At 69.2% G+C, this 19,105-nt stretch carries 21 protein-coding genes; 18 read left to right on the forward strand and 3 right to left on the reverse strand.

The window, feature by feature from the left end:
- Positions 1 to 20 precede the first annotated feature (20 nt).
- The 3 genes from ACH49X_RS12095 to ACH49X_RS12105 all read left to right on the forward strand — a co-directional run bounded on the left by ACH49X_RS12095 (position 21) and on the right by ACH49X_RS12105 (position 2,757).
- Positions 21 to 767 carry an ABC transporter permease subunit gene (locus tag ACH49X_RS12095; protein ID WP_357296675.1) on the forward strand — a complete coding sequence of 249 codons (747 nt, stop codon included), beginning with the start codon at positions 21 to 23 and terminating at the stop codon, positions 765 to 767.
- A 34-nt stretch (positions 768 to 801) separates the two neighbouring features.
- Positions 802 to 1,599, forward strand: a complete 798-nt coding sequence (locus ACH49X_RS12100; RefSeq protein WP_397069745.1) for an ABC transporter permease — start codon at positions 802 to 804, stop codon at positions 1,597 to 1,599.
- A 69-nt stretch (positions 1,600 to 1,668) separates the two neighbouring features.
- Positions 1,669 to 2,757 carry an ABC transporter substrate-binding protein gene (locus tag ACH49X_RS12105; protein ID WP_357207397.1) on the forward strand — a complete coding sequence of 363 codons (1,089 nt, stop codon included), beginning with the start codon at positions 1,669 to 1,671 and terminating at the stop codon, positions 2,755 to 2,757.
- Here the strand turns inward: ACH49X_RS12105 and ACH49X_RS12110 are convergent, their stop codons facing one another.
- Together ACH49X_RS12110 and ACH49X_RS12115 are read right to left on the reverse strand one after the other, a co-directional pair.
- Positions 2,758 to 3,777 (reverse strand): XdhC family protein, encoded by a 1,020-nt coding sequence (locus ACH49X_RS12110; RefSeq protein WP_357207399.1) that lies wholly within the window; start codon positions 3,775 to 3,777, stop codon positions 2,758 to 2,760.
- 13 nt (positions 3,778 to 3,790) lie between these two features.
- Positions 3,791 to 4,387 (reverse strand): nucleotidyltransferase family protein, encoded by a 597-nt coding sequence (locus ACH49X_RS12115; protein ID WP_357207401.1) that lies wholly within the window; start codon positions 4,385 to 4,387, stop codon positions 3,791 to 3,793.
- Positions 4,388 to 4,523: 136 nt separating this feature from the next.
- Between ACH49X_RS12115 and uraD the strand changes: the two genes are divergently transcribed.
- The 14 genes from uraD (at position 4,524) to ACH49X_RS12185 (ending at position 17,576) form a co-directional block, all read left to right on the forward strand.
- On the forward strand, positions 4,524 to 5,024 hold the full coding sequence (uraD, locus tag ACH49X_RS12120; RefSeq protein ID WP_195080684.1) for a 2-oxo-4-hydroxy-4-carboxy-5-ureidoimidazoline decarboxylase: 501 nt from the start codon (positions 4,524 to 4,526) through the stop codon (positions 5,022 to 5,024).
- Entirely contained in the window at positions 5,021 to 5,338 is a 318-nt protein-coding gene (gene uraH / locus ACH49X_RS12125; protein ID WP_357207404.1) for a hydroxyisourate hydrolase, read from the forward strand. Before uraD ends, uraH begins: the two co-directional genes overlap by 4 nt.
- A 2-nt stretch (positions 5,339 to 5,340) precedes the next feature.
- Positions 5,341 to 6,246, forward strand: a complete 906-nt coding sequence (pucL, locus tag ACH49X_RS12130) for a factor-independent urate hydroxylase (RefSeq protein ID WP_195080682.1) — start codon at positions 5,341 to 5,343, stop codon at positions 6,244 to 6,246.
- Complete coding sequence (locus ACH49X_RS12135) at positions 6,234 to 7,595, forward strand: 8-oxoguanine deaminase (RefSeq protein ID WP_195080681.1); 1,362 nt, start codon at positions 6,234 to 6,236, stop codon at positions 7,593 to 7,595. The genes pucL and ACH49X_RS12135 overlap by 13 nt, the downstream gene beginning before the upstream one ends.
- A 121-nt stretch (positions 7,596 to 7,716) precedes the next feature.
- The gene (locus ACH49X_RS12140) at positions 7,717 to 7,869 is read left to right on the forward strand and encodes a hypothetical protein (protein WP_357207407.1); all 153 of its coding nucleotides are present in this window, start codon (positions 7,717 to 7,719) and stop codon (positions 7,867 to 7,869) included.
- Positions 7,870 to 8,075: 206 nt separating this feature from the next.
- Complete coding sequence (locus ACH49X_RS12145; RefSeq protein WP_357207409.1) at positions 8,076 to 8,918, forward strand: FAD binding domain-containing protein; 843 nt, start codon at positions 8,076 to 8,078, stop codon at positions 8,916 to 8,918.
- A complete protein-coding gene (locus ACH49X_RS12150) occupies positions 8,918 to 11,668 on the forward strand; it encodes a molybdopterin cofactor-binding domain-containing protein (RefSeq protein WP_357207411.1) in 2,751 nt (916 codons plus the stop codon). The genes ACH49X_RS12145 and ACH49X_RS12150 overlap by 1 nt, the downstream gene beginning before the upstream one ends.
- Positions 11,665 to 12,879, forward strand: a complete 1,215-nt coding sequence (locus ACH49X_RS12155; protein ID WP_357109365.1) for a DUF6986 family protein — start codon at positions 11,665 to 11,667, stop codon at positions 12,877 to 12,879. Before ACH49X_RS12150 ends, ACH49X_RS12155 begins: the two co-directional genes overlap by 4 nt.
- Before the next feature lie 44 nt (positions 12,880 to 12,923).
- On the forward strand, positions 12,924 to 13,898 hold the full coding sequence (gene alc, locus ACH49X_RS12160) for an allantoicase (protein WP_195080676.1): 975 nt from the start codon (positions 12,924 to 12,926) through the stop codon (positions 13,896 to 13,898).
- Positions 13,899 to 14,163: 265 nt separating this feature from the next.
- A complete protein-coding gene (gene puuE, locus ACH49X_RS12165) occupies positions 14,164 to 15,078 on the forward strand; it encodes an allantoinase PuuE (protein WP_195080675.1) in 915 nt (304 codons plus the stop codon).
- Between the two features lie 184 nt (positions 15,079 to 15,262).
- On the forward strand, positions 15,263 to 15,607 hold the full coding sequence (locus ACH49X_RS12170; protein ID WP_195080674.1) for a WXG100 family type VII secretion target: 345 nt from the start codon (positions 15,263 to 15,265) through the stop codon (positions 15,605 to 15,607).
- Between the two features lie 26 nt (positions 15,608 to 15,633).
- Complete coding sequence (locus ACH49X_RS12175) at positions 15,634 to 15,813, forward strand: hypothetical protein (RefSeq protein WP_195080673.1); 180 nt, start codon at positions 15,634 to 15,636, stop codon at positions 15,811 to 15,813.
- A 111-nt stretch (positions 15,814 to 15,924) separates the two neighbouring features.
- Positions 15,925 to 17,187 carry a hypothetical protein gene (locus tag ACH49X_RS12180; protein WP_195080672.1) on the forward strand — a complete coding sequence of 421 codons (1,263 nt, stop codon included), beginning with the start codon at positions 15,925 to 15,927 and terminating at the stop codon, positions 17,185 to 17,187.
- A 2-nt stretch (positions 17,188 to 17,189) separates the two neighbouring features.
- Positions 17,190 to 17,576 carry a DUF6188 family protein gene (locus ACH49X_RS12185; RefSeq protein WP_357207415.1) on the forward strand — a complete coding sequence of 129 codons (387 nt, stop codon included), beginning with the start codon at positions 17,190 to 17,192 and terminating at the stop codon, positions 17,574 to 17,576.
- A gap of 15 nt (positions 17,577 to 17,591) precedes the next feature.
- Here ACH49X_RS12185 and ACH49X_RS12190 read toward each other — a convergent pair whose 3' ends face one another.
- Positions 17,592 to 18,029 (reverse strand): MarR family transcriptional regulator, encoded by a 438-nt coding sequence (locus ACH49X_RS12190; protein WP_357207418.1) that lies wholly within the window; start codon positions 18,027 to 18,029, stop codon positions 17,592 to 17,594.
- A 71-nt stretch (positions 18,030 to 18,100) separates the two neighbouring features.
- Here ACH49X_RS12190 and ACH49X_RS12195 point away from each other — a divergent pair, with 71 nt between their 5' ends.
- Positions 18,101 to 18,934, forward strand: coding sequence for an alpha/beta fold hydrolase (locus ACH49X_RS12195; protein WP_357207421.1), 834 nt, complete (start codon positions 18,101 to 18,103; stop codon positions 18,932 to 18,934).
- The last annotated feature ends 171 nt before the right edge of the window (positions 18,935 to 19,105 follow it).

The following is a 19,105-nucleotide window of genomic DNA, read 5'->3' on the forward strand; positions in this document are numbered from 1 at the left end:
CGGCGAACGGGGGACACGGCGTGAAGCGTTTCGGCGGTGTGGTCGGCGTGCTGGGGTTGCTCGCGGTGTGGTGGGCTCTCGCGTCGTTCGAGGTCGCTGGCGGCACCATACCCAGCCCATGGGAGGTGCTGCACACCATGTACACCGACGGATGGGACCTGTACGGCCCCAATTTCCGGATCACCGCGCTCGGCGCGTTGCAGGGCTTCGTCTGGGGCAACGGCCTGGCCATCGCGCTGGCCGTCCTGATCGTGCTCGTCCCGCCGATCGAGTCGCTGGCCACTCAATTGGCGATCCTGAGCTATTGCACCCCGTTGCTCGCGCTGGGCCCGATCATTCTGGTGGTGTTCGGCGGACGCACCCCGACGGTCTTCCTGGCCGCGATGTACTGCTTCTTCACGACCATGGTCGGCACCGTCGCCGGGCTGCGCTCGGCCGACCGGACCAGCCTGGAACTGGTGCGCGCCTACGGCGGCGGACGCTGGCAGCAGCTGTACCGGGTGCAAGCGATCTCGGCGCTGCCGAGCACGTTCGCGGCGTTGAAGATCGCCGCGCCGTCGGCCGTGCTCGGCGCGATCATCGGCGAGTACCTCGGCGGCGTCGACAGCGGCATCGGGGTGGCGCTGACCGCCGCGCAGACCTCCTACAACGTGCCGCGCACCTGGGGCATGGCACTGGCCGCCGCGGGCTTGGCCGGACTCGGTTACGCGCTGGTGGCGCTGGCCGCCCGCCTGGCCGCGCCGTGGACCGCCAGGGATGCGCGATGAAGAGTGCGCTGGACTGGATGACGGGGGCCGCCCGATGAAGCTGCTGCGCCGGATCGGGATCTTCCTATTCCCGCTGTGCACCTCGCTGCTGCTGATGCTGGTGATCTGGTACGTCTTCCTGAAGGCGTTCCCGCAGGTCGGCCCGCGGGTCGGCAAGACGCCGGGCGATATCTGGACCTACCTGGTGACCGCGCCCAACGCCGCGACCGCACGGCAGGCGATCCTGGAAGACTTGCAGATCACGCTGCGTGACGCGGCCATCGGGTTCGGCGCGGGCATGCTCGCCGCGCTGGTGGTGGCCGCGCTGTTCGTGTCGATCGCCGCGGTGGAGCAGACGTTCCTGCCGGTGGCGATGCTGCTGCGCTCGGTGCCGCTGGTGGCGCTCACGCCGATCATCGTGCTGGTGTTCGGTCGCGGTCTGGCGGGCGTAGCGGTGCTCGCCGCGATCGTCGTGTTCTTCCCCGCGCTGGTCATGATCATGGCGGGATTGCGCGCCGCGCCGCGCCAGGCCCTGGAGCTGGTGACCGCGTACGGCGGGTCGCGCTGGACCGGGTTGCGCATGGTGGCCGTGCCCGCGGCGCTGCCGTCGGTGTTCGCCGCCGCGCGGATCTCGGTGCCCGGCGCGCTGATCGGCGCGTTGCTCGGTGAGTGGCTCGGCAGCGGCACGGGTTTGGGCGCTGCCCTGATCCGAGCGATCCCGACGTTCCAGTACAGCAAGTTGTGGGCTTCGATCGTCGTCGTCACGCTGGTCTCGGTGGTGCTCTACGCGATCGTCGGCGTCGTCGAGAACCTGGTGCTCGCCCGGTTCGGGCCGGAAGCGGGGCGACTCTGACCGAAACGAATTCCTCGCTCGGAACGCCGAAGTAAAGAAAATGAAACGCGCTGCACTTAGATTCGGCCCATGACACCCGCGCACCGCTCCACGTCCGGGCACCTGAACCGACGCTCGTTCCTCCGTTACTCCGCGTTCGCCGGCGCGGCGCTCGGCGGTGCGGGCGCGCTGGCCGCCTGCGGCGGGAGTTCCGGTGATGCGCCGGGCGGTAGCAGCGCGGACGGCTCGAAATACGGCCGCGTCGCGGTTCAGTTGTCGTGGCTGAAGAACATCGAATTCGCGGGAGAATACTTCGCCGACTCGAAGGGCTATTTCAAGGAGGCCGGTTTCGGTTCGGTCGACCTGATCGCGGGCGGCGCGGCCAGCACGTCGGTGGAGGCCGGATTGGACACCGGGAAGGTGTGGCTCGGCCTGTCCGCGCCGCAGACCACCGCGCCCGCGATCCTGGAGGGCCTGCCCGCCAAGATCGTCGCCACCACCTATCAGAAGAACCCGTTCGCGATCGTGTCCGCCGCGGCGAAACCGATCAAGACGCCCGCGGACATGAAGGGCCGCAAGATCGGTGTGCAGGACACCAACCAGCTGATCTTCAACGCGCTGCTCACCGCCAACGGGATGAAGCCGGGGGATGTCACCGTCGTGCCCGCGCAATTCGACCCGACCCCGCTGGCCAACGGGGAGGTCGACGGGTGGGTCAGCTATGTGACCAACGAGCCGATCACGCTGGCTGCCAAGGGCTTCCCGACCGCCCATTTCTTGTTCGCCGACTACAACCTGCCGCTGGTCGCCGAGACGCTTACGGTCGCACAGTCGACCATCGACAAAGAACGCGACAAGCTGAAGGCGTTCCTCACCGCGGAGATCAAAGGCTGGAAGGACGCGGTGGCGAACCCGGCCGAATCGGCCCGGCTCGCGGTCGAGGTGTACGGCAAGGATCAGAAGCTCGATCTCGCCGAGCAGACGAAAGAGGCTGCCGCACAGAACGATCTGGTGGTCTCGGCGGATACCGCCACCGGCGGCCTGCTCTCGATGACCGATGCGCTGATCGAACAGAACATCGCCGCGCTGCGCGCCGCGAAGATCGACATCAAGGCCGCCCAACTGTTCGACCTGTCCGTCCTGCGCGAGGTGTACGCCGAGAATCCCGGCCTGAAATAGCTACAGTCCCACAGCGGTTTTCGGCGTCATCGGGATTTCACCGCTGTAGGGATCCACCGCTCGCACCGGCTGCGCGGCGCGGGCGGCCAGCAGTTCGGCCGCGATCGCGACGGCCATCTCGGGGGCGGTGCGCGCGCCGATGTCGAAGCCGGCGGGTGAGTGCAGCCGCGACAGCGTCTCCTCGCCGAAACCGCCCGCGCGCAGGTCCTCCATGCGCCGGATGTGCACCTGGCGTGACCCCATGGCGCCGAGATAGCCGAGCTCGGGTAGTCGCAGCGCCACGGTGAGCAGCGGAATCTCGAACGTAGGATCGTGCGACAGCACCACTATGGCCGTGCTGCTGTCGATCTCCCCTGCGGCGGAGAGGATGTTGAGGTAACGGTGCGGCCAGTCGACCACGACCTCGGCGCCGGGAAACGACTCCGGCGTGGCGAAATTCGGGCGGGAATCGCAGATGGTCACCCGGTAGCCGAGCAACTTCGCCTGCACGGTGAGCGCGGCGGCGAAGGAATTGGCGCCGAAGATGATCAGGCGCGGCGGCGGGGCGAACGAGCTGACGAAAACGTCGGAATCGGGTAGCGCCACCAATTCGGTGGCGTGCTTCTTGTCGGTGATCAGGTGCTGGCCGATCAGGTCGGCATCGGAGTTCCACACCACCGTGAACACGGTGACCCTGCGGTGCGCCGCGATCTCGGCGGCGACATCCGGGAACTCCGGGAAGTGTCTTCGGGAGAACGGCTCGGTGAAGACGTCCATCATCCCCTCGCCGTCCAATCCGCCGCCCACGCCGAAGCGGTGCATCGCGCGACGGCCGGTACGCGCTGCCTGCAGCACGGCCTCGTACGCGATGTCCTCCAGCCCGCCTCCGGCGACCGATCCGTAGACGCCCCCGTCCGGGTCGACCAGCATCGCCGAGCCCACCGGTAAGGGCGCGGCGCCCACGGTGCGCACGATGGTGCCGAGTCCGCCGGTACGGCCCGAGTGCCACACCCGCAACAGGTCGTCGACGATGTCCCGCATCAGCTAGCTCCGATCACCGTGCGGTCGTGGCCGGGAAGTCACGATCGACGCCCGTCGCCAAATCGTCGCACGTGACGCACACCATATCGTTTCTGCCGGTCAAATAGGTGCGGGCGCCGGAATCTCCTGAGGCCGATCCGCAAACGGCGTTCCAGTGCTTGTGGGCGATGACAACGGGGTGTCCCGGTGTGTTGTGGAACACGGCACGAGCCAGTCCGCTGGGGGCCGAGAGGGCGGCGGCGAGCACTCGGGCGACCGCGGCGGCGCCGACATCGGGGGTGTCGACCGGCATGATCGCGGCATAGCGGGCAGGGGTGCTCGCGGCGGCGATCAAGCCCGCCCGCAGCGACGCGCTCAGGCCGGTCGCCCAGTCCGCCGCCCACACGTGCCGCACGCCCGGCGGCAGATCGACGATCCGCGGCGTCGGGCCGGTCGCGCCGAGCACGACGATGACCGGGTCGCAGCCGCCGTCGCGCAGCGCGGCGACCGCGGACCGCAGCCAGGCGCCGCCCTCGGCGAGCGCTTTCGGTTTTCCGTAGCGGGCCCCGGCGCCCGCGGCGAGCACGACGCCGGCGCAGGCCGCGACGGCGGAGCGATCAGGGTCGGCCATGCCTAAAAGGTAATACCGGCCGGTCTGCGCCGCACGGGGGGAAACCGGTGGTCAAGGGCGTTTCGTGAGCGACACGCCGAAGGCGATCCCTCCGCTTCCGGTGGCGGCGGCCCCGGTCGTATTCGATGCTGGTCCGATGACGGATCAGCGACGCGGAATCACAGCGTTCGACGCGCTGTCCGACGACGCGGCCTACCGGGCGGTGCTCGGGTGCTGCTCGTCGCCGGACTTCGCGCGGGCGCTGGTCGCGGGCCGTCCGTACGGGAGCGTCGAGGCGCTGCTCGACGCGGCGGACGAGGTGCTGGCGGGGTTGCCGGAATGGGAGCTGGACCGCGCGCTGGCGGGACACCCCAGGATCGGGGAGCGGCCGCATTCCGGTGCCTCCGCGCGGGAGCAGGCCGGGGTGGCGGGCGCGGGCGAGGCGGTGCGCGCGGCGCTCGCCGAGGGCAATCGCGCGTATGAGGAACGGTTCGGGCACGTCTATCTGGTGAGTGCGAGCGGGAAGTCGGGCGAGGAGCTGCTCGCGCTGCTCACCGCCCGGTTGCGCAATGATCCCGAGACCGAAAGGCGGGTAATGCGAACTGAATTGGGCAAGATCAATCGGATCCGGCTGCACGCGCTGCTGGAGCGGTCGTGAGCACGCTGAGCACCCATGTGCTGGACGCGATGCGCGGTGTGCCCGCCGCGGGCGTCACGGTGACGTTGTACCGGCAGGCGCATCGGCTCGATTCGGGCGAAACGGACGCGGACGGCCGGATCGGGGCGTTGGGCGAAGCGCTCGCACCCGCGACCTATCGGTTGGTGTTCGACACCGGCGCCTACTTCGCGGGCCGAGGGGTCGAAACCTTCTATCCCGAGGTGAGCATCGCTTTCGCGGTGCGCGAGGAACGGCACTATCACGTTCCGTTGCTGTTGTCGCCCTTCGCCTTTTCCACCTATCGAGGGAGCTGAGCATGGAATTGACCGGGCCCATCGTGCTGACCGACCACCGCTACGGCAAAGCGGAGAACCGGATCGTCCGGATCCACCGGCGCGGCGCACGGCACGAGATCCGCGATGTGAACGTCTCCACGGTGCTGCGGGGGGATTTCGCCGACGCGTACGTAGCGGGCGACCAAGCGAAGGTCCTGCCCACCGACTCGCAGAAGCAGACGGCCTACGCCTTCGCGAAGCGTCCCGGGCTGCGGGCCATCGAGGACTACGCGCTCGCGCTGGCCGATCATTTCGTCACCGAGATCGAGCCGGTGCGCAGCGCGCGCGTCGAGGTCGACGAATACGCCTGGCAGCGCGTCACCGTCGGCGGTGTGGAGCACGACCACACCTGGGTGCGGCAGGGACCGGAAGTGCGCACGGCGGCGGTCACCGTGGCGGGGAAAGGCGCCGAACGGCAGGCTTGGGTCGTCGGCGGGGTGAAGGACCTGACCATCCTCAAGTCGACCGGCTCGGAGTTCGCCGGCTTCCTGACCGACGAGTTCACCGTGCTCGCGCCGACCAGCGATCGAATGCTGGCCACCGCGCTGGTCGCCGAGTGGCGGTTCGCGAGCAGCACGGGCGTCGACTGGGACGAGGTCTACACCGGCGTGCGGGCGCGGCTGGTGGAGACCTTCGCGACGCTGCACTCCAAGGCCCTGCAGCAGACGCTGTTCGAAATGGGCAAGGCCGCGCTCACCGCCTACCCGGTGCTGGCCGAGATCCGGCTCGCCGCGCCGAACAAGCATCACTTCGACTACGACCTCGGCCGCTTCGGCATCGAGAACCACGGCGAGGTCTATCACGCCGACGACCGTCCCTACGGACTGATCCATGCCACCGTGGCGCGGGCAGACGCGCCGGAAGCGGGTCCCGCGTGGACCAGGTGACCGTCATCGCGGGCTGCGCCGTCGCGACCGTCGACGCCGAGGGGACCGAATACGCCCGCGGACACGTCGTCGTGCGCGGCAACCGGATCGACGCGGTCGGGGCGGGCGATCCGCCCGACCTCGGCCCGGACGCGCGGCGCATCGACGGGCGCGGCTGCCTGCTGACGCCCGGACTGGTGAACACCCACCAGCACCTCTACCAATGGATCACCCGCGGCCTGGCCACCGACCACACCCTGTTCGAATGGCTGAACACGCTCTACCCGGTCTGGGCCGGTATCGACGAGGACGGTGTGCGGGTGGCGGCCACGGGCGCGCTCGCCGCCCTCGCCCGCACGGGATGCACCACCAGCACCGATCACCACTACGTGTTTCCGCGCGACGGCGGTGACCCGCTCGCCGCCGAGATCGAGGCGGCGGCGCGAGTGGGCCTGCGGTTCCATCCCTGTCGCGGCTCGATGGATCTCGGCGCGAGCGCGGGCGGGCTGCCGCCCGACCACTTGGTGGAGCGCCTGGACGACATCCTCACCGCGAGCGCGGCGGCCGTCGCGCGCTGGCACGATCCGTCGCCGGACGCCATGCTGCGGATCGCGCTCGCGCCGTGCTCGCCGTTCTCCGTCACGCCCGACCTGCTGCGCGAGTCGGCGGCGCTGGCCCGCGACACCGGGGTCCGGCTGCACACCCACCTCGCCGAGACCATCGATGAGCAGGACTACTGCCTGGCGACTTTCGGCTGCGCGCCCGCGCAGTACCTGCGGCGGATGGACTGGTTCGGCCCCGACGTCTGGTACGCGCACGCCGTCCACCTGGACGACGACGCGATCGGCGTCATGGCGGCGACCGGCACCGGCGTCGCGCACTGTCCCACGTCGAACGCGCGGCTGGGCGCGGGCGTCGCCCGCGTCGCCGACCTGGTCCGCGCGGGCGTCCCGGTGGGGCTCGGCGTCGACGGGGCGGCGAGCAACGAGGCCGGGTCGATGATCGAGGAACCGCGCCACGCCTTGCTGTGGGCCCGCAACCGGGGCGGACCACACGCGATGACCGTGCGCACCGCCCTGGAACTGGCCACCATGGGCGGCGCGCGGGTGCTCGGCCGTGCCGCCGACATCGGCTCGATCGAGGTGGGCAAACTGGCGGACCTGGCGCTGTGGCGGCTGGACACCGCCGCGCACGCCGGGATCGCGGATCCGGTGACCGCCCTGCTGCTCGGCTCGCCACCACCGCTGGCGGCGTTGCTGGTGAACGGGCGCGAGGTGGTGCGCGACGGCGAGGTCAGGACGGTGGACACGGACGTGGTGGCCGCCGAGGTGAGGCGCGCGCAGGCGGCGCTGCTGGCGAAGGCAGGTTGAGCGACTCGCGCGGGTCGGGTCGAGACCGGAACGCCCGGAGTGGCTCTCAGCGGCGTTTCGGGGGACGCCCGGCGGCGGTGAAGCCGCGTCATCTGTCCGCGTTCCCACTCCGGCCCCCGGCGTGGGCGGCTACGAGATCAGCAGCGGGGCGGACGGGGCGAACCTCCCGTTCATCGCCACCGTCCAGGGTGTGGTTGCCGGGCGGGTCACCGACGCTCGCCTCGCTGATCTGGGCGAGGTGTCGAGCCTGGTCAGGCGGGACGAGCAATACTGAAGCAGTGTCGGCTCGGACGGCCCGCCGAGGCGGGAGCCGTGGTGTCGTGAACGGCACCGCCCCACAGTGTGCGGCCGGGACGGCTCCCGCTCGCGGGTGGCCGCCGCGCGGCGAGGTAACAGCCGCGCAATCCGACATGCGTCGCGCGCAATATGGCGGCAACCGACTGGCTCTACGGTGACCGAGAGGCAGGAACGAGGTGAGACGTGGACCTGGACCCGATTCGCGAGGTGGTGATCGCGCGCGAGCGCGAAGACCTGGCCGCGCTCGGCGCTTCCACCGCGGTGCTCGCCGGAGGAACCTTCCTGTTCTCCGAGCCGCAGGATCAGCTGCTGCGCTTGGTCGACATCACCGGCCTCGGCTGGCCCGCGTTCGACATCGTGGACGGGGGACTGGACATCGCCGCGACCTGCACCTTGGCCGAGTTCGCCGGCGCAGCGCCCGGCCGTGAGCTGGGGGCCCGGGTATTGCGCGACCCGTGGCCGGGGACCGCGCTGTTCGCCCCGGCCTGCCGGGCGCTGCTGGCCTCGCACAAGATCTGGCGCACCGCGACCGTCGGGGGCAACGTCTGCCTCGCGCTGCCCGCGGGCGCGGTGCTCGGCGCGCTGGCGGCGCTCGACGCGACGGCGCTGGTCTGGGCCGCGGACGGTTCGGATCGGCGAATCCCGTTGCGGGAGTTCGTCCTCGGGCCGGGACGAACGGCGTTGCGGCGCGAAGAAGTGCTGCGCTCGATTCGGGTGCCGCGGTCGAGTCTGCTGGCGCGAACCAGCTTTCGGAAGATCGCGCTCGCCCCGCTCGGCCGGTCCGGCGCCGTCGTCATGGGGCGGCGGGAAGGCAGCGGCCGCAGCGCTGTCACGATCACGGCCGCCACGATCAAGCCCGTCGTCCTGGACTTCGCCGCACCGCCCACCGATGGCGAGATCCGCGATGCCGTGCACACGATCGATCCGGCGCTGTGGTTCGACGATCCGCACGGGTCACCGGAGTGGCGCGGACATGTCGCGGGATTGCTCGCCCGCGAGGTTGCCGCGGAATTGCGGGGTGGTTGATGCGTTTCGAAGTGGACGGCAGGCCCGTCGACATCGAGGCGCGGCCGGGGCAGTGCCTGCGCACCGCGCTGCGGGACGGTGGCGCGCTGGCGGTCAAGAAGGGCTGCGACTCGGGCGACTGCGGGGCCTGCTCGGTGCTGGTGGACGGAATGACGGTGCACTCCTGCGTCTTTCCGGCCTATCGCGCCGCCGGACGATCGGTCACCACCGCCGCCGGACTCGGAACCCCCGAGCACCCGCATCCGGTGCAACGCCGGTTCCTCGCCGAGGCCGCGTTCCAATGCGGGTTCTGCACCGCGGGCATGGTGGTCACGGCGGCGGGGCTCGGGTGTGCCGCCGAAAATCAGGTCGGCGTGCCGGGCGACGAACTCGCCGAGTTGATGAAAGGCAACCTGTGCCGCTGCACGGGTTACCGCGCCATCCGCGCCGCGCTGGGCGAACAGCTCACTCCGGACGATCCCGCCGCCGCCCCCGATCCGGCCGCGGCTGTCGTGGCCCCGGCCGGGCCGCGCATCGTCTCCGGACGCGAACCGTTCACCTTCGACCTGCCGCGACCGGGCGAGGCCGACACCGCGCCGCCGGCCGCCCCGCTGCACATCGCGGTGCTGCGGAGCCCGCACGCCCATGCGCGGATCCGCTCGATCGGCACCGCCGCCGCCGAGGCGCTGCCCGGCGTGCACGCGGTGCTCACCCACGCCGACGCACCGGACACGCCGTTCTCCACCGCACGGCACGAGCTGCGCACCGACGACCCCGACGACACCTACGTGCTCGACCGGACGGTCCGATTCGTAGGACAGCGGGTGGCCGCGGTGGTGGCCGACAGCGTCGCGATCGCCCGCGAAGCGTGCCGTTTGCTGGAGGTCGACTACGAGGTCATGCCCGCGGTGTTCGATCCGCGGGACGCGCTGCGCGCCGACGCGCCGAAACTGCACGGCGACAAACCGGCCTCCGCCCGTATCACCGATCCCGGCCGCAACCTGGCAGCCGAGCTGCACGGCGAGGTCGGCGACGTCGCCGCGGGCCTGGCCGCCGCGGCGCACGTCGTGCGCGGCGTATGGGATTCGCCGCGCGGCCAGCACGTACATCTGGAGACGCACGGCGGGGTCGGCTGGCTCGACGACGCCGGACGCCTGGTCATCCGGTGCAGCACCCAGGTCCCGTTCCTGGTCCGTGACGAACTGTGCCGCCTGTTCGGCCGGTCGCCGGCGCAGGTGCGGGTGTTCACGGCCAGGGTGGGCGGCGGATTCGGCGCGAAACAGGAGCTGCTGGCCGAAGACCTGATCGCGCTGGCCGTGCTGCGCACCGGCAGGCCGGTGCAGTACGAATTCACGCGCTCCGACGAGTTCGTCGCCGCGACCTGCCGTCATCCGATGCGCGTCGAGGTGACAGCCGGGGCCGACGCGCGCGGTGTGCTGACCGCCTTGGCCGTCGACGTGCTCGCCGACACCGGCGCCTACGGCAATCACAGCGGCGGGGTGATGTATCACGGCGTGGGCGAGTCGGTGGAGCTGTACCGCTGTGCCAACAAGCGGGTCGACGCGCGCGCGGTGTACACCAACAACGTTCCTTCCGGAGCGTTCCGCGGCTACGGCCTCGGGCAGGTGATCTTCGCGGTGGAATCGGCTCTGGACGAACTCGCGCACGCGCTCGGCATGGACCCCTTCGAACTGCGCCGCCGCAACGCGGTGGTACCCGGCGACCGGTTCGTCGGCGCGGCGGTGAACGAGAGCGATCTGATGTTCGGCAGCTACGGCCTGGACCAGTGCCTCGACCTCGCCGAACGAGCCCTGCTGCGCGGCAACGACGTGCGCGCGCCCGGCCCGGGGTGGCGGGTGGGCACCGGCATGGCCGCCGCGATGATCGCGACCGTCCCGCCGCGCGGTCACCGATCCACCGCGACAGCCGCGCTGCTGCCCGACGGCCGTTACGAGATCAGGGTCGGCACAGCGGAATTCGGCAACGGCACGACCACGGTGCACGCCCAGCTCGCCGCCACCGCGCTGGAGACCGAGGTGGATCGCATCGTGATCCGGCACGGCGACACCGACCTGGTCGACCACGACACCGGCGCGTTCGGCTCCACCGGCATCGTGGTCGCGGGCAAGGCCGTGTACGCGGCGGCGTGCGCGTTGCGCTCGCGGCTGCTGGCCAGGGCGGCGGAACTGGCGGGCGTCGCGGAGCGGGACTGCGTGCTGAACCACGGCGGCGTGCACTGCGGCGACCGGATGCTCACCGCGGCGGAGCTGCTGACCGGCGGCGACCTCGTCGCGCACGCCGAGCACGGCGGCAGCCCCAGGTCGGTGAGCTTCAACGTGCACGCCTTCCGCGTCGCCGTGCACCCCGAAACGGGGGCGGTGCGCATTCTCCAGTCGATCCAGGCGGCCGACGCCGGCACGGTGCTCAACCCGGCGCAGTGCCGCGGACAGGTAGAGGGCGGCGCGGCGCAGGCCATCGGCACCGCGCTGTACGAGGACATGCGCAGCGCGGACGGGGTGATCGGCGCACAGACCTTGCGGCACTACCACATACCGCAGTTCGCCGACGTGCCGCGCACGGAGGTCTACTTCGCCGAGACGTCCGACGCGCTCGGCCCGCTGGGCGCCAAGTCGATGAGCGAATCGCCGTACAACCCGGTCGCGCCCGCGCTGGCCAACGCGATCCGCGATGCGGTCGGCGTACGGCTGTACCGGCTGCCGATGACCGCGGACCGGGTGTGGGCCGCCTTGCGGGAGAGGGAGTCACGATGACGAAGGTGCCGGAGAACGTCCGCGCCCGGATCGAGGCGCTGCTCGACGGGGTCGACGCCGAGCTGCGCCGCAGGTATCCCGGCTCGAACGGCCGCGCACAACCGATCCACACCGTGTACGTCCCCGCCGACCGTGTCGCCGAGGAGACTCCCGAAGCCTGGGGTGCGGCCGCGGTCGAACTGCTCGACCGCCACCGCGATCTGCTCGGCACGCTCGACGGCACCGATTCGCTGCCCGAGGTGCGCAAACGGCTGGAAGCCGATCCGGTGCAGGACCTGCGCATCGACTTCGAGGACGGCTACGGTCTGCGCTCAGACGCCGAGGAGGACCGCGCGGCCACGGCGGCGGGCGAGGTGCTGGCGGCTTGGGCACGGCGGTCCGGCGGCCCGGCGAGCAGCGGCATCCGGATGAAGGGTTTGGGCGGCGGTGAACGCCGTCGTGCGCTGCGCACGCTCGACCTCGTGCTGACGGGCGCGGGCGGCGTGCCCGGGGGATTCGTGTTCACCGTGCCGAAGATTCGCGCGGTGCAGCAGGTCACGGCGTTGGTGCAACTGTGCGTCGGGCTGGAACGCGGGTACGGCATCGCGGAGGGCAGCCTGCGCTTCGAGCTACAGATCGAGAGCCCGCAGGCGATCATCGCCGCCGACGGCACCGCTCCGGTGGCCGCCATGCTCGCCGTCGCCGAAGGACGTTGCAGCGCATTGCATTTCGGTACCTACGACTACACCGCCGCCTGTGGCGTCGCCGCGCCGGATCAGGCGCTCGACCACCCGGCCGCCGATCACGCCAAGGCGGTGATGCAAGTTGCGGCCGCGCAGACCGGGGTGTGGGTGTGCGACGGTTCCACCCAGATCGTGCCCGACGCCGACCCGGAGGCGGCGCTGCGCAACCACCACCGATTGGTCGTCCGGGCGTTGCGGCGCGGGTACTACCAGGGCTGGGACATGCATCCGGGTCACCTCGTCACCCGATGGCTGGCCACCTACGACTTCTTCCGCCGGGCGATGGACGTCGCGGTGCCGCGTCTGCGGGACTATCTCGCCCGCCGCGGCGGCGACGTCGTCGACGAGCCCGCCACGGCCGAAGCGCTGGCCGCCACGGTGCTGCGCGGCATCGACTGCGGCGCCCGCCCGGACGCGGGCGCGCCGGAACTCACCGAGCCGGTGCTGCGGGCCTTGGCGGCCCGCGCGCCGCTACCGGAGGCGCCGTGACCGTCCATCCGAACGGGGCGATCCCGCACGACACAGGAGGCGCGATGCGCGACCGGGGCGACGAGGAGTTCACGCTGCTGCCGGACCTGGCGGTCCGGCCGCTGGGCGGCTCGGTGATCTGGGCGAACGACGAATTCTTCGCGGAGAAGGAGAATTTGATCAATCCGGGTCCCGCCCGGCACCGGCCCTCCGACTTCGGGCACAAAGGGCAGATCTACGACGGCTGGGAGACCCGCAGACATCGCGGGCAGCCCGGCGACGATACGGCGATCGTGCGGCTGGGCGTGCCGGGCGTGATCCGCGGGATCGTGGTGGACACGGCCTGGTTCACGGGCAACTACCCGCCCGCCGTCTCGGTGTCCGCGTTGGAGATCGAGGACTATCCGCCCGCCGAGACCATCGCCGCGCGCGACGATTGGGTGATGCTGGTCGATCGTTCCCCCGTGGCGGGCGACAGCCGCAACCTGTTCACCGTCGAGAACGAGAAGCGCTGGACCCATGTGAAGCTCACCATGCACCCCGACGGCGGCGTGGCCAGGTTGCGGGTGCACGGAGAGGGCAGGCCCGATCCGCGCCTGTTCGGCCTCGGGCCGCTGGACCTGGCCGCCCTGGAGAACGGCGCGCTGGTGCTGGACTGCTCCAATCGCTTCTACAGCTCACCGAATCAGTTGCTGTATCCCGGCCGGGCCAGGTCCATGGGCGAGGGCTGGGAGACCGCCCGCCGCAGGGACGACGGCAACGACTGGGTGCGCATCCGCCTGGCCGGGCCGGGACTGATCCGGCTCGCCGAACTGGACACGTCGTACTTCCTGGGCAACAGTCCCGGCGCGGCCCGGCTGACCGGTCGCACCAACGACGGCACCGAGTTGGAGTTGTTACCGCGCACCACACTGCAACCCGACACTCGACACCGGTTTCCGATCGCGCCGATGGCCGCGTCGGTGGAGGAGGTGCGCTTGGACATCTATCCGGACGGCGGCTTGGCGCGGCTGCGCCTCTACGGCGAGCTGGGCGCATGAACGCCGGGGCATCGGCAGGGCATGCGGTCGCGCCTTTTCGGCCGACTCGGCGTTCGAGCGCGTCGGTGCCGCGTGCGGTCGCGGCTTCGCGGCGAAAGTGCCGCCCGCCCGTGCGCACATCGGCGGCGCGTGCAGCTGTGCGTTCTCGGTCGACTCGGGGTCTGAGCGCGTGGACGACGGTGTCGCGTGCGGTCGCGTCTGTCCGGCGAGTGCGGCGCTCGATATCGGCGGGGCGTACGGAGCCGTGTGTGCGTGAGGCGCGGCTATGAGAGATTTCGTCGGCTACGGCCCGCGTCCGCCGGACCCGAAGTGGCCGGGGGAGGCGCGGATCGCGGTGCAATTCGTGCTCAACTACGAAGAGGGCGGCGAGAACAACGTCCTCGACGGTGACGAGTTCTCCGAGACGTTCCTGTCGGAGATGACTCCTGCCGAAGCGTTCCCGAACCGCCACATGAGCATGGAATCGCTCTACGAGTACGGCTCACGCGCCGGGTTGTGGCGGGTGCTGCGCGTCTTCGAGCGGCGTGGGCTGCCGCTGACGATCTTCGCGGTCGCCCGCGCTTTGCAACGTAACCCCGAGGCGGTGGCGGCCTTCCGCGAACTCGGCCACGAGATCGCCTGCCACGGGCTGCGCTGGAAGTCCTACCAGCTCACCGACCGCGACACCGAGCGCGCGCACATGGCCGAGGCGGTGCGTGTGCTGACCGAACTGACCGGCTCGCCGCCGCTGGGCTGGTACACCGGCCGCGACTCGCCGAACACCAGGGAGTTGGTGGTGGAGCACGGCGGCTTCGTCTACGACTCCGACTCCTACGCCGACGACCTGCCCTACTGGGTGCGCGTGCACGACCGCGACCACTTGGTGGTGCCGTACACGCTGGACACCAACGACATGCGCTTCGCCTCGCCCGCCGGTTTCCCCACCGGCGAGCAATTCTTCGCGCACGTCCGCGACGCCTTCGACGTCCTCTACCGCGAAGGCGCCGAAGACACCCCGAAAATGCTCTCCATCGGCCTGCACTGCCGCCTCATCGGCCGCCCCGCCCGCACCGCCGCCCTGGAACGCCTGCTCGACCACATCCAGTCCTACGACCAGGTCTGGATAACCCGCCGCATCGACATAGCCCGCCACTGGCGCACGGTCCACCCACCACCCCGTCCTGGCATGAAGGACTGGTAACTCCTACATCGACGAGCGCATCCGAGCTTGCACGCACTTCAGCGAACCGTCGAATGTCGAAGACGATAGGAACTCGTGCTGGGCCGCTGTCGTCTTGTGGTCTGTCCCGATGTACTTGCTGAGCCAGTTCGTAATTCGGTACCGTCGATGCGGGGTTGACCTGCTCGAAGAGGGGAGGGGCACGATGACTTCGAGTCCGGATGGGTCTGGTCGAGATTTCGCTGTGGTGCCTGCCGAGGTCGCCGACGCGGGTAAGTATGTGCAGCGGGTGGCCGAGTCGTTGGTGAACGGATTGCGATCCCTGGATTCCGATATCACCACTCTGCTCGAGTCGTGGAAGGGTACCTCTGCGGACGCGTACTCGGCGGGATGGATCGAAACCAAGCAAGGTGCAGACACGGTGTTGGACGCGTTGGCCGCGATGGCAGAGCTGCTCGGCGTGACCAGCCAGGTTGTTACGGACGAGGACTCCTCCCGCGCATCGGTCACGGCGTCGTTGACCAGTTCGCTCGACCTTCCGGAGCTGTGATGGTGGAAAACGCACAGCCTTTCCGAGTGAAGCTGTCCGAGCTCGAACAGATCACCGCACGCGTGGGTGCATTCGTCGGGTTTCTCAACGACAGCCTCGCCGGACTGCAGCAGCGCATCGATACGGTCCAGCAGAACTGGAACGGCTGGCTGCCGACGCCCAAGCCGACGCGTTCCGCCAGTGGGTCACTGGTGCCACCGAGGTAGCCGAAGGCATTCAGGCCATGCAAGGGGCCGCTCGAGCTGCCCACGACCGATACACCGCGGCGATTGCCGCGAATCTCCAAATGCTGGGACGCGGGTAAGGCCCCATCGCCGATGTCCGAACTCGTTGTGGATCCGCTGGTGTATGCGTTGGCGGGTGCCAGCCTCAACAGTTACGCCTGTTCATTTCAAAAGATTTTCGCCGATCAGATGGCCGCTCTGCGCATTACAGACGCTATGGGCGGCAACGTCGGGGCGTCCAAGGATTGGGCAACCTCATACGACAAAACCGTCACCGAGGCGATGACCTTGACGCAGTCGCTCGTCGAGGCGATGGGCAACTATGCCAACGTGTTACAGGCTTGCGGCTACAACTACGCCCTCGCCGATCATGAGGAAGGAAGCGGCCGCGCGGCGCCAGTCGAACCGACACAGTTTCCTCCGGCCTGGGCCGCCTGTGTAGTTCCACCTCCATCCGCCGGCGGTCCTGGGAGCGGGCTCTTCGATGATGTCGGTTTTGCGGTTTCCGCACTGGAGAATTTCGGTGTCTCGATCCCGGACGGCGAACCCGATAAATTGCAAATCGCCGCCGATGTCTGGTCGAAGTTCGCATCCGCTGATGGGGCGGGCAACCTGCCTGCTCTTCTCGAGAGTCTCGCAAGCAATTTTGATACCGAGACGGCTCCCGACTTGGAGTACGTCGACGAAGATATCCGGGAGATGAAGTCGTCGGCCGAAAGTATTCTCGGTCTTTATGCGGAGATTGCGCAATCGTGCCGTGACCACAAAGCGGCGATCGACAGCCTCCGCGAGAAACTCAAGGATCTCCTCAGGGAACTCGCCGAGGAGATCGCCCTCGAGATCGCGACAAGTGTTGCCTTCAGTATCGTCGCCGGAGCTTTGACGGCAGGTTTCGGTGCTGCGGCGGTTGCTGCCGCGAAGGCGGGGAAGATCGCGCTCAAGGTGAAGAACTATGCTTCCCGAGTCGGCACGATCCTCGCCGGCATCGGTTTCAAAGTACTGAAGGCTCTCGAAAAACTCCCTACCAACATTCGGTCTGTCCTGCAACGACTCCGGGAGCTCGGCAAAAAGATCATCGGCGCGGGAACCCCGAAGCGGCCGAATCACGTTCCCGAGGGGTGGGAGGTCAGGCGAGCGGACAACGGAAAGGGGTGGGTCTGGCAGAAGCCGGGGTCCAAGGGGAATGCGAATATGTTCCGTGACGCGGAGCCGACCGCGCAATACCCGAACGGATATGTTCGCTTCTATAATGAGCACGGCCAACCCATCGGACTCGACGGAAAACCTGGAAGCAAGGCTGCGACCCACATACCGAAGAATCCGGATGGAACATTTCCGACGCCCCAAGGATGGTAAGAATGGAAATATCATTGGTAGGTCAGCGCGTATCCGAAGTTCTTATAGGATACGCGCTGACGATTCGATTCGGCCCGAACTCGGAGTTCGAACTCCAGATCGAGGGCGATATCGAGTTCACCACCGCGGACGGGAAGACGTCGAGCGCGTCGTCCGAGGACTACGGCAGTATCGCGACCGATTTGAACGCGCTGATCGGGAGTGCTGTGACATCCTCCAGCGCTGAAGACGGGTCCGGTTTGATAGTTGTTTTCGAATCCGGGGCGAGGATTCACGTTCCTGTAGATGAAGAATACGAGGCATGGGGAGTCGTCGGGCCGGGCGGCTATCGTGTGATCTGTATGCCGGGCGGGGAACTGGCCATTTGGTCTGCGCGCGAGGCGCACTGAATCTCGGAGTGGCTGTCAGAGGTCGGCGCGGCGTTCGCGGGGGCGTAGGTGGCGGGTGAGGGTGGCGATGGCTTCGAGGACCTCGCGCACGGTGGCTGGGTCGTCGGGTAGTGCGGCTGCTACCGCATGATCCACGGGGGCGGCGCGGATTTCGGCGACTCGCGGTGAAGCTTCGTCGGCCGGGCGGATCAGGGTGCGCCTTCGGTCGCGCGGGTCGACCGTCGAGACGATCGCTCCGGCCTCTTTGAGCCGTGCCACCGCGGTGGAGACCGCGCTCTGCGGCAACCCTGTGCGCGCGGCGATTTCGCCCACGGTGCTGTCGGGGTGTTCGAGGATGTCGCTCGACACCACGAGCACCGGGCGGTGCCCGCCGCCGAGTCCGGCCGTCGGCAACGCCTGCTCGCCGATCTTCATCAACGCCCGGCCCAGCAGGAACAGTTCGACTCCGTCCACGAGGGGAACTTTACATCAGTCCAGATGTATCAAGATTGATGTATCTTAATTGATGGATTAGCCTTCTCTGCATGAACACGATTTCCGCCGGGACGCTCCAGGTCCCCGGAGCCGACCTGTATTACGAAGTGCGCGGCAGCGGTCCGATGCTGCTCATCGCGCAGAGTGGAGAGGGGGACGCACGGCGAAGCGAGGATCTCGTCGGTCATCTGGAGCGGCGCTTCACCGTCGTCACCTACGACCGGCGCGGCCTGTCCCGCAGTGTCCTTCGCGATCCGGTGGTGCCCGCCTCGGTCGCGACGCACGCGGACGACGTCCACCGCCTGCTCTCGGCGTTGACCGACGGGCCCGTGGCAATGCTCGGGTGCAGCATGGGCGCGGCCATCGGATTGCATCTCGCGGTCGACCATCCGAACCGGCTGCACACTCTCATCGCGCACGAGCCCGTCACGCCGTGGCTGCTGGCCGCCGCCGACCGCGCCACCCAGCTCGGCGAACTCGAACACTGCGAACAGGTGTTCGCCGAGCGCGGATGGCAGGCGGCGCTCGCCCCGATGGTGCGGACGCTGGGAATAGATCCGCAGAACCAGGACCGCGAACCCGGCGTGACCGCCGCCCCGCTCGGCCCAGAGCGCGCCGCGAACTTCGAATACTTCCTCGGACACGACTTCGCCGCGATCCGCGCCGACCACCTGGACGTCGCGGCCTTGCGGCAATCCCCGGTGCGCATCGTCCCGGCCTGTGGGGAGACCACCCCACGACACGTCTTCGACTACAAAGCCGCCCACGAGTTGGCGGCACTGCGCGGCGTGCCGGTGGTGGAATTCCCCGGCGGGCACAACGGGAACCTGACGCATCCGGCGGGATGGGCCGCGCGAGTCGGCGAAATCCTGTCAGACCACTAGCTATCGGCGGGACAGAGCCTGCGCGGCTCGTCACATCATGGCGCTGACAGACAGGGCCTTCGGGAGCGCTCGTGCAACATGCCCATGCCCATCCTGCCATCCACCCCCAGGGCCGAACCCGGCCCTTCAGATCGACCAGCTTCCGCCACGAGTGGCACAAGGCTGCGGCAA

This window comes from Nocardia sp. NPDC019323, from assembly GCF_044389845.1.
Classification (GTDB): Bacteria; Actinomycetota; Actinomycetes; order Mycobacteriales; family Mycobacteriaceae; genus Nocardia; species Nocardia implantans.